9 protein-coding genes and 4 pseudogenes are annotated in these 17884 nt (G+C 35.5%); 4 read left to right on the forward strand and 9 right to left on the reverse strand.

All coding sequences use genetic code 11. The annotated features are described in order from the left end of the window. Positions 1-50 precede the first annotated feature (50 nt). The 5 genes and pseudogenes from OWR28_RS04345 to tsf form a co-directional block, all read right to left on the reverse strand. Positions 51-1118, reverse strand: a complete 1068-nt coding sequence (locus tag OWR28_RS04345; RefSeq protein WP_332385630.1) for an IgGFc-binding protein — start codon at positions 1116-1118, stop codon at positions 51-53. Between the two features lie 306 nt (positions 1119-1424). Next, positions 1425-4322 (reverse strand): T9SS type B sorting domain-containing protein, encoded by a 2898-nt coding sequence (locus tag OWR28_RS04350; protein ID WP_332385631.1) that lies wholly within the window; start codon positions 4320-4322, stop codon positions 1425-1427. A gap of 600 nt (positions 4323-4922) precedes the next feature. After that, positions 4923-5579, reverse strand: coding sequence for a T9SS type B sorting domain-containing protein (locus OWR28_RS04355; protein ID WP_332385632.1), 657 nt, complete (start codon positions 5577-5579; stop codon positions 4923-4925). Positions 5580-5677: 98 nt separating this feature from the next. Continuing rightward, positions 5678-7744, reverse strand: coding sequence for an Ig-like domain-containing protein (locus OWR28_RS04360; protein ID WP_332385633.1), 2067 nt, complete (start codon positions 7742-7744; stop codon positions 5678-5680). A gap of 256 nt (positions 7745-8000) precedes the next feature. Further along, positions 8001-8827 (reverse strand): annotated as a pseudogene (gene tsf / locus OWR28_RS04365) (translation elongation factor Ts). 137 nt (positions 8828-8964) lie between these two features. On the opposite strand from tsf, the gene OWR28_RS04370 reads away from it, so the two are divergent. Then, positions 8965-9747: a DUF6759 domain-containing protein gene (locus tag OWR28_RS04370; RefSeq protein WP_332385634.1), complete on the forward strand. Its 783-nt coding sequence runs from the start codon at positions 8965-8967 to the stop codon at positions 9745-9747. Between the two features lie 71 nt (positions 9748-9818). Here the strand turns inward: OWR28_RS04370 and OWR28_RS04375 are convergent. Both OWR28_RS04375 and gltX read right to left on the reverse strand, forming a co-directional pair. After that, a pseudogene (locus tag OWR28_RS04375) lies at positions 9819-10774 on the reverse strand (acetyl-CoA carboxylase carboxyltransferase subunit alpha). Positions 10775-10823: 49 nt separating this feature from the next. Beyond that, positions 10824-12331: pseudogene (gltX, locus tag OWR28_RS04380) on the reverse strand (glutamate--tRNA ligase). A 427-nt stretch (positions 12332-12758) separates the two neighbouring features. On the opposite strand from gltX, the gene OWR28_RS04385 reads away from it, so the two are divergent. From OWR28_RS04385 to OWR28_RS04395, 3 genes are all read left to right on the forward strand, one after another. Next, on the forward strand, positions 12759-14186 hold the full coding sequence (locus OWR28_RS04385; RefSeq protein ID WP_332385635.1) for an MAC/perforin domain-containing protein: 1428 nt from the start codon (positions 12759-12761) through the stop codon (positions 14184-14186). 283 nt (positions 14187-14469) lie between these two features. Further along, positions 14470-14925, forward strand: coding sequence for a hypothetical protein (locus OWR28_RS04390; RefSeq protein ID WP_332385636.1), 456 nt, complete (start codon positions 14470-14472; stop codon positions 14923-14925). Continuing rightward, positions 14852-15802 carry an MAC/perforin domain-containing protein gene (locus tag OWR28_RS04395; RefSeq protein ID WP_332385637.1) on the forward strand — a complete coding sequence of 317 codons (951 nt, stop codon included), beginning with the start codon at positions 14852-14854 and terminating at the stop codon, positions 15800-15802. Before OWR28_RS04390 ends, OWR28_RS04395 begins: the two co-directional genes overlap by 74 nt. A 144-nt stretch (positions 15803-15946) precedes the next feature. Here the strand turns inward: OWR28_RS04395 and OWR28_RS04400 are convergent, their stop codons facing one another. Beyond that, positions 15947-16630: a glycosyltransferase gene (locus OWR28_RS04400; RefSeq protein ID WP_332385638.1), complete on the reverse strand. Its 684-nt coding sequence runs from the start codon at positions 16628-16630 to the stop codon at positions 15947-15949. Positions 16631-16969: 339 nt separating this feature from the next. Then, positions 16970-17741: pseudogene (locus OWR28_RS26795) on the reverse strand (WaaS/CpsH family glycosyltransferase). Between the last annotated feature and the right edge of the window lie 143 nt (positions 17742-17884).

The raw sequence follows: 17884 nt of genomic DNA on the forward strand, positions 1-17884 counted from the left end.
TGTAATATTAGCCCCTCTTTCTGTAATAAGGTTCAGTTTTGTCGGAATGTTCAGAATTCCCCGGGATTACCATTGGAATGGACAAAATTTTCATTAATAAGTCCCAGCTCATTAATTTGTTTGGGAAGGTAACAGTTCAAGGCTGGAATAAAATTGAATCCTCCGGTAGCGGTTTGATTTCCTGTATTTGAATCTCCGGCTAAAAGCTGGTAGACATAAGCATTCTTGGATGTTTTGAGATATAAATTATAGTGGCCGTTTCCCTGGAGAATATATTTTGAATCAGGAATAACAAAATATTTTCCCGCATTAATGGTAGCTATAGGGGGAATTTCATTATTGACAAAAATCTGTGTATTATCTTCAGTAGCAATTACAATGGCTCCTTCCATATGGGAACCAATCGGGCCATTGCCTTTTACAAGGGCAAATTCATTTCCAAGCCTGTTAACAGGCACCGCCTGATCCATTAAAATATCTGAACTGGAAGGAAAATTACCGGCATATTGCCCGTTAAAGTTTCCATTAGTGACATTGATGGGTTTGTTTGACGTAATTTTTGAACCAATAAAACCATCAAAGTTTCCAGCTATATTTCCGATTCCGTCAATAATGTAAGATTGTCCTTTATTTAAAGTAAAAGTCATTGTCGGGTTGGTAGCTCCGGTTGTTCCGTTAGAAAACTGAACGGCAGGATTGTATCCGGAAATGGTGACTGTTGTGTTATCTTCAGTGGCCAGTACGCTGGTCATAAAGTTAAGAATATTGTTGCTTACAGAAATAGGAGCCGAAGCTGCATAAAATTTTAGCCCTGTAGAGGGAATTCCTTTGGACGTGATGATTTCTGCATGATTAAATACTGAGAATCTTAGATTGGCATAAAAAGGAAATTCTGCCTTTAGATATAATCCTTTGGTTGTTGGAGTAAATAAATCGGTCTGCAGTTTGGTAATAATATAACTTCTTAATACATCAAATTTCTGTGGATTATTCTTACTTATGTTTACAGTTCCGATCAGTGTATTATTATTATAAATACTTACAGGGAAAGGAGTTGTTCTGTTGGTAGATAAATACAGTTTCTGATAGGGATTAGTGGTGATTGTTCTATCTATCATTGGAGCAAACCAATGCTCTCGGTCCAACTGGGCAAAAGCAAAGGTGAAAATGCAAAACATAAACAAAAAAGATAAAATTTTTTTCATTCAGCGGTAGTCTTTCTCACAAATTTAGTAATAAAAAGTATTAAATTTTTGAAAACAGAATAAAAAAACATGATTTCGAAATTGTGGTTAAAAATAAATTAAATCTATATTATTTTTATGTTGAGTATGATCTAACAAATAAATTTATCAGAGAACTGAAACAAAAATAAGCCACGATTGTATAACCGTGGCTTATTAAATATAGTTTTAAACTAATTATTACTCTCTGTTCTTAACAAGAATCCAACCGGTATATTTTATTGGAGTTTTCACCTTATTGGATTCATTCCAGGAAATCTGATGCCAATATGTTGCGGTAGCAGCTCTCTTTCCTCCATCAAACGTTCCGTTCCATTTGTATCCGTTCGTCTTATCTGCCTGGAAGATCTTATTTCCATAGCGGTCAAAAATATTAATTACCAGATTATTTTTTACTGCCAGTGAAGAGTAATCTATAACATCATTAATCCCGTCTTCATTAGGAGTAATGACATTGATCAGATTAGGAATGGTGATATCTATTTTTACAGGTTCACAATTGTTATCATCCTTTACATATACACTTGCATTTCCTTTTGCAACATTGGTGAATACATTAGAATCCAGCCAGTTAATATTGTCAATAGAATATTTATAAGGAGGTGTACCTCCGGTCACATTTAGTGTTATGGTATTATTTGAGATATCAATATTTGAAATAACCGGATTTTCTGAAGAATAAACTTTCACTGTTTGTGTGACAATACACTCACCGGTTTTAAGTTTAACCCAATAAGTTCCCACTCCAGCATCTTTAATGGTCTGAGTTGTAGCTCCGGTGCTCCATTCGTAGCTTTTAAAACCAGGACCTGCATCAAGAGTGGTTTTACTTTCCATACAGATGGTTTTATCTGCGAGAATATCAGACTTTACAGGAGGCATTACAATCAGAGTTATTACTGAAACACTATAACAGCCATTTCCGCTAATAACCTTTACATAAACGACTCCATTGGGAGCAATGTAATTGCCCGGCGTCAGAATTTCATTGGTTCCCGCATGGGCATCTGTAAGGGAAGGGTAATATTTTTTAGTGATGTTTGTAGCTGTTGTTACATTCACATTGCTAAGATTAAATAATCCTGTTGCGATATTGGACTCAAGGAAGCAGGTTCTTACGGATGTATCATTTACTTTGGGCTTTTCAGATACTGTTATATTCAAAGTTACTTTTTCACAATCTGTAAAATCAGGATTATTTCCGCAAAATTGATAAACAATAGTTTCTGGTCCCTGATAATTAGGGTTGGGGGAATAGCTTATAACTCCGGTAGTTGGGTCAATTGTTGCTGTGCCATTCGCAGGAGGGGTAATGATTTTTACTGTTGCCGGAACTACAGTTTGTGTAGAATTGGTAAACGTAGGAATAATCTGCTTCACTCCATCACACATAGTTTCATTTACTGTTGTGTTAGTAAGGCAGGTGTATGCTTTGTATACCGGAGTTACAACAGGAGGGCATGATCCTATGGTAATTTTTACTGTATAATTTCCTGATTGGGTAGGGGTGTAGGTATTGTTATTAGCTCCGGGAACAGGAACGTTTTCTTTATACCATTGATAGGTATCATAACTGTCATCTACTTCCAGTATGATTCCGGGAATACAATCACCAGACTGTTTGGAAATAACGGGAATGGAAGAAAAGCCGGCAAAATATCCGCCATATCCTACAGCACCGCTTCCGCCGGCAATTCCTGCGGTTACTGCTTTATTGGAAGTCACTGTTATATTTCCCGTAATATTAGGAATCGAATAAGAAACCCAGTTACTGGTTCCGCTTACCGGATAGGGACCTTGTGCAGCAGCAGGGGGATTCCCGTTAACCATAACAGTAGCTCCGGTTTCTGTTAGAATATTTAGTTTCACAGTATTGGTAGAAGGAGGAAGAATATTAATCATTCCGATTTCATCAATTTTTCTGGGTAAGAAACAATTGAGGGGAGGAATATAATTGAATCCGCCTGTAGCAGCCTCGCTATCATTGACAACACCTGCTAGCAGCTGATATACATAAACATTTTTAGTCGTTCTGATGTACATATTATAATGGTTGTTACCCTGGTTGATGTAGTTTGTGTTTGATACCTCATTAACCCTGTAACTTTGTCCCTCATCAAGGGTTACTGCAGGCGTGGCGGCATTATTGATAAATACCTGCGTGTTATTTTCTGTTGCGATGATCAGCGCATCCTCCATTCGTTCACTGATATTGGCATTTCCTTTTACTAGCACGAATTCATTGCCAAGTCTATCCACCGGAACAGATTGATCCATAATAATATCCGTTCCGAAACCCAAAAAAGAACTGGGAGTAAGAGTAAATTGTCCGTTGAAATTACCATTGGTAACAGAAACCGGTTTGTCTGCAGTAATCTTTGCACCGATAAAACCTTTACGGTTCTGAGCTAAAGTCCCATCACCTTCAATGATGTATGATTGTCCCTTATTAAGAGTAAAAGTCATGGTAGGATTCGTGGTACCTGTCATATTATTAGCAAATATTACATCTGGCGAATATCCGGAGACTGTAACCGTGGTATTGTCTTCTGTAGCTAGTATTCCTGTAGTGAAATTTATACCGGCGGCGGGGTTCGCATCTGTTATAGGAGCTGTCGCAACATAGAAGATTTTTCCTATTCCGGCCTTACCCTTAGATGTTAATATCTCTGCATGATTTGCTGACGAAAATCTAAAGGTTACGAAATAGGGTTGGGTTCCCTTTGTATACAATCCCATTTGGACAGGTTTAAATAAATCTGCCACAGAAGTCGTCATCATGTTTTGAAAAGGAACATTAAATACCTGTGGATTACCCTTGCTTACTGTAACTGTTCCTATCAAAGTATTGTTGCTATAGATCTGTATGGGAAAAGGAGCTGCAGAGTCTGTTGAAAAATATAAACCCTGCTGTTTTGTTGCATTTATATTTCTTTTCATCATCGGGGCAAACCAGTGATCTGTATCTCTTTGAGCATAGACCGTATTCAGTGTGAGTATGATGAGTAAGAAAATAAGTGTTTTTTGGCGGAGTGCAGCTATTGTCTGCAGTTTCTTAAATACTAATGTTTTTAACATATCTTCAGTGTTTTTTGTAAATAATTTTGATTCGCAGGCAGATAAAAATTGCAATAGCAGAGACTTAATAAGGTATAGTTTGAAATACCGTTTCGTTCTGTAATACAATGCCAATATCAATTTTTGAAGAGATAGATTTTTATAAAAAATGAAATCATTTTTGAAAAAGAAGAACAATATCCCGCCTAAACAAGAATGGTTTTGCAGGGAATGTTAGAATGCAAGTAAGCCAGGTCGTAATTGCTAGAAATATAAATCTAATCAATGTGTGTTTTTTTTGGTGGTGGGTTTATTGCAAATGTATTATAATAAATCCTTGATTTATAGTAATTGTTCAATTAATTGAGTATTTCGTTGTATATAGATTTATTATATGTGGTTTTGATTGAAAAATTAATTATAAAGAATCATTTAGTTGTATATTTTTCATTAATTTCTTTATCTCTTCATTGAGAATGCTGAAGAAATGATTTATTATAGTCTGATGGAGAAACTTTTATACTATTCAGTACAAGATTATTACTGAAGATGCAGGGATACTATTAATAAAAAAGCCACGATTATGAAATCGTGGCTTACCAATATGGTTTAAAATAATTATTACTCTCTGTTCTTAACAAGAATCCAACCTGTATATTTTATTGGAGTCTTTTCCTTATTGGATTCATTCCATGTAATGTGATACCAGTATGTTCCTGTTCCCAGCTTCTTATCAAAGTGTTTTCCGTCCCATCTGTAATTATTGAATCTGTTTCCGGTGAATACCATATTTCCATATCTGTCATACACTACAAAGCTTAGGTTTTCTTTATAAGCAAGCTCACTGTAATCAATATAATCATTTACATTATCTCCATTAGGGGTAATGGCATTTAACAGATTAGGAATGGTAAGTTCTACAGCAATAGGGGTACAGTTATAAAAATCTTTTACATAAAAAGTATGCTGTCCTCTTGTCAAGCCCGTAAAGGTATTTGAATCCTGCCAGTTAGCAGTTCCGTCAACTGCATATTTGTAAGGAGCTTTACCGCCGTTTACAATTACAGTTGCTGTATTGTTATTGATCTCAACGGTTTGGATTACCGGATCTTCAACTTTTTTAACTTTTACTGTCTGTGTAAGGAAACACCCGCTCTTACCAAGAATTACTGTATATTCTCCAACGCCTACATCTCTGATACCTGAAGTGGTAGCACCTGTGCTCCATTGGTACGAATCGTATCCAGGACCTGCATCCAGATTAGTTTTTGCATCCATACAGATATACTGATCTACAAGTACCGGTGACTTTTTGATAGGAAGTACAATCAGTTCAATTTTCGCATTTGCTGTACATCCTTCGGCAGTTGTTACTTTTACATATACAAATCCTCCTGTTGATGGGAAGTTTTCCGGGTTGTGATTTCATTGACACCTGCAGTAAGATCATTCAGGGTACGGTAGTATTTTTTTATAACAGCGTTATAGTCTGTTACCTTAGCTTTCGTAAGATCGAAATAAGCATAAGGTGCTACATCATACCAGCAAGCTTTAATAGAGGTATCCGTAACAACGAATGGTACTACAGTAAGGTTTAATGTCACCTGTTCACAATCTGTAAACTCAACTGAGTTTCCACAGAATTTATAAACTATTTTATCTGGCCCTAAATATCCGGGATTAGGTGTATAAGTGATTGTTCCGTTTGGATTCACTACAGCTGTTCCTTTCGTAGGAGGAGTTAAAATTACTACTGTACTTGGAACCACTGTTTGTGTGGAAGAAGTAAATGTAGGGGTTATAATTTTTGTTGAACAAGCATTTAATGCCTGAGTTGTTTCTTTCAAACAGGTTTGTACTTTATAGATCGGAGTTGTCACAGGCGGACACGTACCCATTGTTACTTTTACGGTATAGTTTCCTGACTGTGTAGGGGTGTAAGTATAAGTAGTTGCTCCGGAAATAGCTACTCCGTCGCGGTACCATTGGTATGTTTCATATCCGTCATCTACTTCCAGGATAATTCCCGGAACACATTCTCCTGCTTTCTTGGCAATAACAGGAATGGATGAGAATCCGGCAAAATACCCTCCGTATCCTGCTGTGCTATATCCTCCGTTAATACCCGCTGTTACGGCTTTTGTAGAAGTAATCTTAAGGTTTCCTGTTACCCCTGTTATTCCATAGGTAACCCAATTGCTGTTTCCTGTTAACGGGAATGGTCCGTCTGCAGCCAGAGGAGGGAAACCGTTTACCATTACTGTAGCTCCTGCCTCAGTCAGAATATTTAATTTTACAACTAAGTCTCCTTGTGTAGTACTTGCTCCGCCTGGACCAAGAGGCATCTCATTAATCTTACCAATTTCATCAATTATTCTTGGCAGGAAGCAGTTTAATGGCGGGATGTAGTTGAACCCGTTGGTTGCAGCGTTTGATCCGATTCCTATAAACTGGTAAAGATATACATTCTTGGTAGTTGAAATAAACATATTGGAATGTCCGGTACCTTGACTTACATAACTTGTTTCATTGATTCTGTACCATTGTCCGGAAGCAAGGGTTGCAACAGGAGTGGTTCCGCCGTTTAAATAAACTTCAGTGTTATCTTCGGTAGCAATAATAAGTCCCCCTTCCATATTCAGGTTAGGAGCTGTAGATCTGGTTTTTACTATAGCAAATGTATTTCCAAGTCTTTCAACCGGAACTGATTGATCCAGAATAGGGTCAGTACCGGATGTTGGGGTTGAGAAGTTACCGTTGCAGCTCCCGTTGGTAAGAGTTACAGGTTTATCTGCAACCACCTTGGCTCCCATGAAGCCTGTTTTATTAGCAGATTGTGATCCGGAGCCTGCGAAAATAAAAGATTGTCCTTTCTGTAATGTAAAGGTATGAGAATTACTGGTTGGAGCTCCGTTGATAAAAACTACTCCGGCAGTAGGGTTCCATGTTACGGTTACGTTGGTATTATCTTCAGTGGCAAGGATACCGGCTGTAAAGTTATAATAAGGGTTGGTATCAGTATTGGGACTTTGAGCCACAAAAAAAGTTTTCCCGATTCCAGCCTTTCCTTTGCTGGTAATAATTTCCCCGTGGATATCCTGGGCAAGCCTTAAACTGCAGTAGAATGGTTTTGCTCCTTTCAGATAAAGTCCTTTATTGATAACAGTAAATGCATCAGTTGTTGTGCCTGTTGAAATAAGGCCGTTGGCAACCTTATAGGTTTGTGGGTTACCTTTGCTGATCGTAACTGTAGTAATAGGAAGATTGTTGTTATAGATCGTTACATCAAAAGGTGTCAGCGAGTCAGTGGAAAGATATATCATATTGGTATAGCTTCCGTAACTGTCATAATAGGGAGCAATCCAGTGCTCGGTATCCCTTTGTGCAAAGAGTGTATTAATTGTCAAAAAAATTAATACCAGACTGAGTAGAAATCTTTTCATGAGTATGGAATTAGGATTTCTACAAAAATAAAATAAAAAATGAATTACTTTTAATAAAATTTAAATAAATGTTAAAAAACCGGCATCATTTTTTAACTAAAAGCGATATTGGGTATGAAACTTGTAATTAAGAGTTTGGCTGGTTACTGCTATATAATAATATAGATACTGAATTGTTTTTGATTACGAATGTGTTTAAGAATAAAAAAATCCCGGTGAAGTTCACCGGGATGCAATATCTTTTTGGAAAGGTTGATTAAGCTAAACTTACTCTTACAAATCCTGTTACTTTTAAGTCTGCGTTTACAGATTTTACATAATCAGCAACTGAGATACTTCCGTCTTTAATGAAATCCTGGTGTACCAAAGTGTTGTCTTTGTAGAATCTCTGCATTTTACCTTTAAGGATGTTATCGATAATATTTGCAGGCTTACCTTCTTCTGTAAGTTTGTGTCTTTCGATCTCTAATTCTCTGTCAATAGTTTCCTGAGAAACAGCGTTTTCGTCAAGAGCAATTGGGTTCATTGCAGCAACCTGCATAGAAACAGCTTTAGCAACTTCGTCAGCTCCGTCTACTTTAGCAGAAAGAGAAGTGATAGCAGCAATTTTGTTTCCAGCGTGGATATAAGCTCCTAAGAAAGCTCCTGGATTCTTTCGAAAGAACCGATTTCAATTTTCTCACCGATAACTCCTGTTTGCTCAACTAATTTCTCAGCAACAGTAATTCCGTGGAAGTCAGTAGCTAAAAGTTCTTCTTTAGTAGCAGCGAAGATTGCCATTTCAGCTAATTCGTAAGCTAGCTCAATGAACGCTTCATTTTTAGCAACGAAGTCAGTTTCACAGTTTAAAGAGATTACAGCACCTAAAGTGTTGTCTTCGTTTACTCTTGCGATTACTGCACCTTCAGTAGACTCTCTGTCAGCTCTGTTAGCAGCAACTTTCTGTCCTTTTTTTCTAAGGATATCTACCGCTTTTTCGAAGTCTCCTTCAGCTTCAACTAGAGCTTTCTTGCAGTCCATCATACCTGCACCTGTTTGGTTTCTTAATTTAGCTACGTCTGCAGCAACTGGTGTATAAGACATAATATCTATTATTTTTTATTTAAAGATTAGTATTAATTTTTAGCTTAATTTTAGAGCAGTGCAAAGATAATGATTTTAATGATAAACTAAAAAATGACTTTTCACGTTATTAATATATTTAATACTATTTTAAAGGTTTGATTAATGAAAAAAATCTTCTTCCTTCTATTTATATGCATTTTTGCTCTAGGTTTTTCCCAAAAAAGAAAAAAACAAAATCTAAAGCTGTTGTTGAGAAAGAAACCGTAATTATCTATACAGAACAGGAAGCTGAGACTTCAAAAGAGGCAAGAGTAATTGCCGGCTTTTTAAAACAGAATCCCGGACATGCCAAAACAGACTATTTCAAAAGAAAACTGATTGATATTATTATGGCGGATAATTCCCCTGAAGCAAAACCAACCATTAAGCCTATCAGTAAGGAAAAAATTGAGAATATTGTAAAGAACAATGAGCTGAACAGCGGTAAAACCATAGCTGCGAATAATACAACTACCGTAAACGGTAAGACGGTCTCTAAAAATACGGCTGCCGCTATTGAAGCTTTAAAAGAAGAAAGGCGGGCAACCTATGCGTCGGCAGGTTCTGCAGGAGCAGCAAAAAGCGCAGGTGCTTCTATAGGATCAAAAGCTGGTCCAAGTGAAGAAAATAAAAGAAGAGCTGCCATGCTTACCCATTTATTTAATAATGATATCAATAAAAGCGAAGCGTATGTCAATATTAAAAACAGGTCATCCTGCAATCTTATTGTAAAAATTAGCGGAAAAAAATATTACAATCTCAGCGTTCCTGCCAAAGGTGAAAATTTTATTCTTGTGGATAAAGGGGAATATGTGCTGACAACAATGGTATGTGATGCAAAGTATTCATCCTTGAAGAAAATCACCCAGGATATAGAAATTGCACTGAATGTTGAATAGAATTAAATTAATAGAATAGAAGAAGACTAAAGCAAAAAAAGGTTAAGAAATTTTCTTAACCTTTTTTATTTTTATCCCTTAAACTGTCCCATCGCAATGAACTTGTCCTGTCTCTGGGTTTCAAGCTCCTGTCCTGTGAATTTGGAGAAAGCTTTGATATTTTGTAAAATTGAATTTTTCAGGTTCAAATAAGTTGTTTCCTGATCATAATGAGCGCCACCAAGTGGTTCTTCAATAATTCCGTCAATGAACTTTTCTCTTAAGGCATCTGCCGGAGTAAGGTTTAATGCATTGGCTGCATCTTCCTTGTGATCCCAGTTTCTCCATAAGATAGAAGAACAGCTTTCCGGTGCAATTACCGTATACCATGTGTTTTCCAGCATGTATACTTTATTTCCGACACCTATCCCAAGTGCTCCGCCGCTGGCTCCTTCCCCGATGATATAAGTGAAGATTGGAGTTTTCAGCTGTACCATTTCAAAAATATTTCTTGCAATAGCTTCTCCTTGTCCTCTTTCTTCAGCTTCCAGTCCGGGGTAAGCTCCCGGTGTATCTACTAAGGTTACCACAGGGATATTGAATTTTTCAGCAAGCTTCATTAGCCTTAAAGCTTTTCTGTATCCTTCCGGATTTGGCATTCCAAATCTCCTGTGCTGTCTTTCTTTTGTCGTTCTTCCTTTTTGAGTCCCTATGATCATTACTCTTTGACCATCCAGGGTAATCAATCCTCCAATCATTGCCGGATCATCAGCGAAATTTCTGTCTCCATGAAGTTCTAAGAAACTGCCTTTATCTGCCATTCCGTGGATGTAGTCTAATGTATAAGGACGATCCGGGTGACGGGACAGTTGTACTCTTTGCCAAGGTGTAAGATTTCCATAGATTTCTTTTTCTTTTCTAAAATCTTATCCTCAATCTGGCTGCATGCTAATTTTACATCAACACCACTTTCTTCTCCTACTAAAGAACACGTCTGGTATTGGTCCATCAATTCTTTGATAGGAAGTTCGAAACTTAAATATTCCATTTCTTGAAGTAAATTAAATCTTTCAAATGTATGAAAAATTATGGTTATTCTATTTAAAATTATTTATAGCAATGTTTATTCTGGAGATACTTTCCTCTTTACCAAGGGTTTCCAGGATATCCGGTACGTCCGGGCCTTTCAATTCTCCTACTAAGGCAAGACGTAAAGGCATCATCACTTTACCCATGCCTAATCCTTTATTTTCAGCAAAGTCATGCACAGTTTGTTTCAGGGGCTCAGCAATAAAATCTGCAGATTCAAACCTTGAAGCCAATTCACCTAAAATAGCTGATGTTTCATCATTCCATGCTTTTTGGAAGCTTTTTCATCATAGGAAGTTGGTGCTTCAAAGAAGAATTTTCCGTTTTCATAGATATCTTTAGGGAAAGTTGCTCTTTCTTTCATCAGGTGAATGACTTTTAATAATTTTTCATCAGATACACCGGAAAGATCAAAGTCTGTATTTTTCAGGATCTGAAGAAGTTCTTCGTCAGACTTCATCTGAATATACTGATGATTGAACCACTCCGCTTTTTCTTTACTGAATCTTGCTCCCGCTTTGTGTACTTTATGAAGATCAAATTCCTTAATCATTTCCTCCAAAGGAAGAATTTCCTTATCATCTGCCGGAGACCATCCCAATAGCGCTACCATATTGATGAAAGCATCAGGAAGATAACCGTTTTCTCTGTACCCTTTAGAAATTATGCCAGTAGCAGGATCTTTAAAATCAAGGGGAAATACCGGGAATCCGAATTTATCTCCGTCTCTTTTGCTTAATTTCCCTTTTCCTTCAGGTTTTAAAATTAAAGAAAGGTGCGCAAATTTTGGAGCTTCCCACTGCATGGCTTCATATAATAAGGTATGAAGTCCCAAAGAAGGAAGCCATTCTTCTCCACGGATGACATGTGAGATTTCCATTTCATGGTCATCGATAATATTGGCAAAATGATACGTTGGCATCCCATCATTCTTTACCAGAACTTTATCATCTAAGGTATTTGTATTGACAGAGAATTTTCCACGTATAATATCCTCAAGATTCAATACTCTGTCAACAGGCATCTTAAATCGTACCACATAAGGTGTTTTTTCGTCCAGCAATCTTTGAACTTCTTCTTCTGAAAGAGCAAGACTGTTTCTCAAACGGTTTCTCGTTTTATTATCATAGGAGAAAACATCACCTCTGGCTTCATATTCTGCACGGATTGCATCCAGTTCTTCTGCAGTATCAAAAGCGATATAAGCATAATCTGTTTTCAGGACCTGTTCAGTATATCTGTCATAGATATCTCTTCTTTCAGATTGTCTGTAAGGAGCGAATTTTCCGCCTTTCTTAGGACTTTCATCAGGGATGATTCCGCACCACTCCAATGCTTCTTCAATATATTCTTCAGCTCCTTCTACATATCTGGCGGTATCTGTATCTTCAATTCTCAATACAAACTCACCACCCTGATTTTTAGCAAAAAGGTAATCATATAATGCGGTTCTTACGCCTCCCAAATGTAACGGTCCTGTAGGACTTGGAGCAAAACGTACTCTTACTTTCTCCATTTCAATTTAAATTTTGCAAATTTACTTAAAATTATGCGTTTAAGAGATGATTTATGACCTGGTATTCTTTTTTTGAATCTAACTTTTTTATGTATTTCTACAGATAAATACTGTTTTAAAGTTCTCACTCTTATATTTCTGATCATAATTTTAATTCATGGATTGTAATCTGTGATGGGTTGTACTATGGATATTAAGTCATAAATAATAAATGTCGAATTTAATGTACATGTTTTTTACAAGAATGAAAAAGTTGATTTTCATAATTTATATTTTTATTTAAATCACTAGTTAGAGGTTGGTTTTTTAATTATTCATGGGGCTTTATGCGTGATATAAAATCACTGGTAAATGATATATGTCAGTTGTGTTTTTATATTCCGCTAGATTTTGAAGTTTATATTTGTGGGAATTTTAAAATAATACAATGAAAAAACAAATTTTATTTAGTCTCGGTGCTTCATTGATGCTTTTCATGGGGTCATGTTCTTCGGAAGATCTGAATAATGAATCCACTCAGGATAGCCCGGCACAAGCTAACCGCTTATCTGCTGCGAAATTCGCAGGAGATGGTGTTTATGATATTTTAGGACATGGTTATAATGCTACTGGAGAATATGCGAATGCTAGTGCTGCTGGTTTTAAAGTGGTTGATATTGATCGATTTAAATCTGAACAAGCAGGAAGGTTGTTAGCTGAGAATACATTTTCACAGGAATATGTAGAAGATTATGGGGAAAATGCAGAATCATATTCCAAAATGATATCCAATAAAGTAGATGTAACTGCTGGTATCCCATTATTTAAGAAAACCCTTTCAGTTGGATTTAACTCTGCTGTGACGACTAATAATAAATTCGATGCTAAGTATATTTATGGGAGTTACAATCTTTTAATTAAACACAGAAGACTTAGGATCAATGCAACAAGCGATATGTTAGCTGATTATATAACCCCTGAATTTGCACAGGATTTACAAGCTAAGACACCACAACAAATTGTACAGGATTATGGAACCCATGTTGCTGTAGACATTTATACAGGGGCTAAAATGGATATTATTTTCCAATCGGAAACAACTAATGAAAGCCGTGACCGTGCTGCAAGAATTGGTGTAAAGGTAGGAATGAAGGATATCTTTGATGTGAATGTGACCAATGAAGTTAGTACGTCAGAATCTAACAAAAATTTTTCTAAAAAATTATCATATAGAACAAGAGGCGGAGATCCTTCAAAAGGGTTAGTCGGTGAATTGAACCTTGATCAATCCAATCCTAAAATTAATATTTCAACTTGGCAAAACAGTTCTACAATAAACAATGCTGTATTAGTAGACTTTGGAAATAATGGGTTGATGCGCATTTACGATTTAGTAAAAGATCCAGCCAAAAAAGCCCAGCTTAAGGCTTATGTAGATCAGTATTTGATTGATAATCAGGTTTCTTTAGATTTTACTAGCTCGCTGTTATATGCTTATAAGAATGAACCAAGTAGCGACCATTATTTTTCCTTTGAGACTAATTTACAACCTTCTAGTTATTGGACAAATGAAGGGCCAACCTTTAGAGCTTTTAAATATAAGGCCCCCAATACAGTTCCAATTTATTCTTATAAAAGCACTTCAGGTACAGAGCATTACTTTTCTCAAAATAGTTCTATGCAACCTAGTTCGTACTGGAATATATACATGGGGGTTGCATTTTATGCTTATAAAGAACCTGGAGTAGGAAGAGTTGCTGTATATAATTATAGAGGAATAAACGGAGGACATCATTATCTTTCTACGTCCCCAAATTTAGGTCCATCTAGCTATTGGATTCGAGAGAATTTAGAGTTTTATGCACCTGTAAATTAAGGATTGTATTATTGAATACATTGTAATGTGGCTAGCCTTTAAAAGTTTGATTAGTTTACAGATTAAAGTACTGAAATCAGAGTAGGAGTTTTCCTATTCTGATTTTTTGTTATTAAAATTGGCTAAAAGTTATTGACTTTATACATTAAATTTACTTAACAATGATATTTATCATTGTTAAATCCTTTTTCACTGATTGTTGAATATTATATTTGCGAAAACTTTTAAATAACCTATGAAAAAACAAATTTTATTTTGCTTCAGTAGTCTACTGATGCTTTTTATGAGTTCATGTTCTTCAGAAGATCTGAATCCTGAAGTAACTTCGGAAAATTCTGCTAAAACCAATCGTTTGTCAGCTGCTAAATTTGCAGGAGACGGAATTTACGATGTACTGGGACATGGTTATAATGTTGCCGGTGAATATGCCAATGCTACTGCTGCTGGTTTTAAAGTGATCGACATTGATCGTTTTAAAATGGAGCAGGCAAGCAGATTGATCAGCGAAAATACATTCTCACAGGAATACACTGAAGAATATGGTGAAAATGCAGAATCATATTCTAAAATGGTTTCCACCAAAGTTAACGCTACTGCCGGTATTCCATTGTTCAAGAAAACACTTTCAGTAGGATTCAATTCTGCAGTAACTACCAACAATAAGTTTGAAGGAAAGTATATCTACGGAAGCTATAACCTTACCATTAAACAAAAAAGTAAGATTCAATGCTACTACTGATATGCTGGGAGATTACCTGACTCCGGAATTTGCTCAGGATTTGCAGACAAAGACCCCGCAGCAGATTGTACAGGATTATGGAACACACGTAGCAGTTGATATCTATACAGGAGCGAAACTGGATGTTTTATTCCAGGCGGAAACAAGAAGCCAAAGCCGTGACCGTGCCGCAAGAATTGGTGTAAAGGTAGGAATGAAGGATATCTTTGATGTAGATGTTACCAATGACGTGAATACTTCAGAATCGTCCATGAACTATTCTAAAAAATTAGCTTATAAAACTAGAGGAGGAGACCCTTCAAAAGGCCTTGTGGGAGACCTGAATCTTGACCAGACCAATCCTAAGATCAATATTTCCAACTGGCAGAACAGTTCTAATGCGAGCAATTCAGTCCTTGTAGATTTCGGAAATAACGGATTGGTTATTATTTATGACTTAGTAAAGGATGCTGCTAAAAAAGCTCAGCTTAAAGCTTATGTAGACCAATATCTGATCGACAATAAAGTGTACATGGAATTTAATACAATTCCAATTTACAGATATTACAACGGAGTAGACCATTACTATACAAAAACTCCGGGAAGCTACAGCGGATATTCTTTTGAAGGAACAGAGTTTAATGCTTTCTTATATAAAGCTCCGAACACTATTCCTATTTACAGATACTGGAACGGCAGAGATCACTATTATACAAGAACTCCGGGGTATTACCAGGGATATGTAGATGAAGGAATTGAATTTAACGCTTTTGCTACTCAGGAGCCTAATACAGTCCCTATCTACAGATATTGGAATGGTAAGGATCACTACTATTCAAGATCAAGTGTGAGACCTTCCGGATATGTATATGAAGGAATTGAATTCTACGCATACTAAAAATATTGATATTTAAAACAAAGAAACCGCCCTAGCATGAGGCGGTTTTTTTATGAAAAACTTGGATTTCTGTTTACATAAAGACTGTGATAAGAAAGAATTAAATTAAAATAGGATAGTGATTATCTTATACAGTTATTAATATTATTTATTAATATTATTCCAAATATTCACAGTATCATTTATTTCATTTTTTAAGCTATAATTTTCTAAGATAAAATGAGAAGAAAGTTTTCCTTTACTTAATATTTCCTGAGAATTTTCCTCATATATTTTTATAGCTTCTTCTATTTTTTGCACAAATTCGATAATATTGCCATCCTCTACAGGCATAGAAAACTCAGGTTTTAGATATTCTTTTCCACCCTGACCGGAGTATCCAATTACATAGCAACCACAAGACATAGCTTCAGCAGGAGGAAGCCCAAACCCTTCTTTATGATTAAAACTTAGGAAAATAGCACTTTCTTTCATGATTTCTGCTACTTCCTGCTCTGTTTTATTATCTATAGCAACGAGGTTCCATCCTTTTAATGCATTTCTCTGTTTGAGTATACAAATAACCTGAGTTACATCATCACCAAGCTTTCTCGGCATAAAACAAATTTGTTTCTTTTTTGTTTCACTGTAATTAAATATTTGATTGTCAATACCTAGCCGCATTTTGAAAACGGTAGAGTTGGGAAAAGTATATTTTAAATATCTTTCAGCATCTTCTGAAGCTACTATGGTTGCCAGAGTTTTAGAATGAGTGTAAGGAGTCTCCCGATAGTTTTCGTAGATTGAAAAGTAACCAAATGTATAATAACAATTTTGATTAAATATCACTTTGGAATTTTCAGGTGCTAGTTTATGAATATTCGGGCCATAAATTTCAGGAAAAACAAGAATGGCATCTTTTTCAATATCAACACTTTGGGTTTTTAAAAGCTTAAGGTTAATTTTTTAAAAATTGATCTTTTTTCCTTTATAAAGATATTTGAGCTCCTTGAATAAATATGGGTTAACCTTTATTGGAACATTATTATTAAACCAGCTTTCCTTTTTCCCTTTTTTTTCAATAACAAATAAGCTTCGAATCCATTTTTGTTTAATGTTTCGACTTGTCGGTAGATTTGTTTTACACCTCCGCTCGCAAATTTATTAGTGGGGCATACAAAATAAATTTTAGTTTTCATGAAATGAAAGTATTGTTTTTATCCAGTTCTTAATATAATACTTTTCTTTTATCCAATCCTCAGCTTGTTCGTAATCTTCCGATAAAAAACTCTCGGGGATTGTAAAGTTTGAAATATCTTTAATGACAAGAATATTCTTTGGATTATAAAAATCATATGTAATGATTTCCTGATTGGTTGTTATCAATTTTTTATTTAAACCAATGGCTTCGTATGGCCTAAATGATAATCCTTTCTGGTGGGGATGTGCTATATCAAGAATGATTTTACTATCTAAATAGTATTTATATGAATCTGAAAAAGGGATAATTTCATGAATGATCTGGATATTCTTAGGAAGCTTTTCTTTTATAGGAATAGACTTATATGTAAACAATTTTCCTTTTGCTGAAATATTGTTATCATTAAAATATTCGAAAAGAATTTGGGCTTCAGCTATTCTCTTATCATAGGTTGCTAAATAGCTAACATCAAAATTTGTAGTTGTTTTTTTCTTTGATAAAGTAAAAATTGGTCACATAATTTAAATTATAATTTTTACAGTCATCGGTATCAAAACTGCAGCATATATCAAATTTTTGAATATATGATTCCTGAGAAGGTATTTTCTGAATACTGTCCCAAAAGAGAACAATAGACTTTTTAGATTTATTAAGAGCAGAATTTAGATCCTCATTACTCAATACATCAGGTCTGTTTACCAACAATACATCATAATCATGAAGATTAATAATACGTTGAATATGCTCCCCTTTTTTTATATTTTTGAGATTCTTTTTAAGAAATGTTTTTAGAAAAAATTATATATTTTTTCTAAAATATTTTTGTATTGGTAGTTTAGAGTTGAATTTATATGTACGACATCATAACCACTATATTTTTTCAAACCTTCAAAGACAACATC

Origin of the sequence: Chryseobacterium sp. 1B4 (genome assembly GCF_036631475.1) — a bacterium.
In the GTDB taxonomy this organism is placed as follows: Bacteria; Bacteroidota; Bacteroidia; order Flavobacteriales; family Weeksellaceae; genus Chryseobacterium.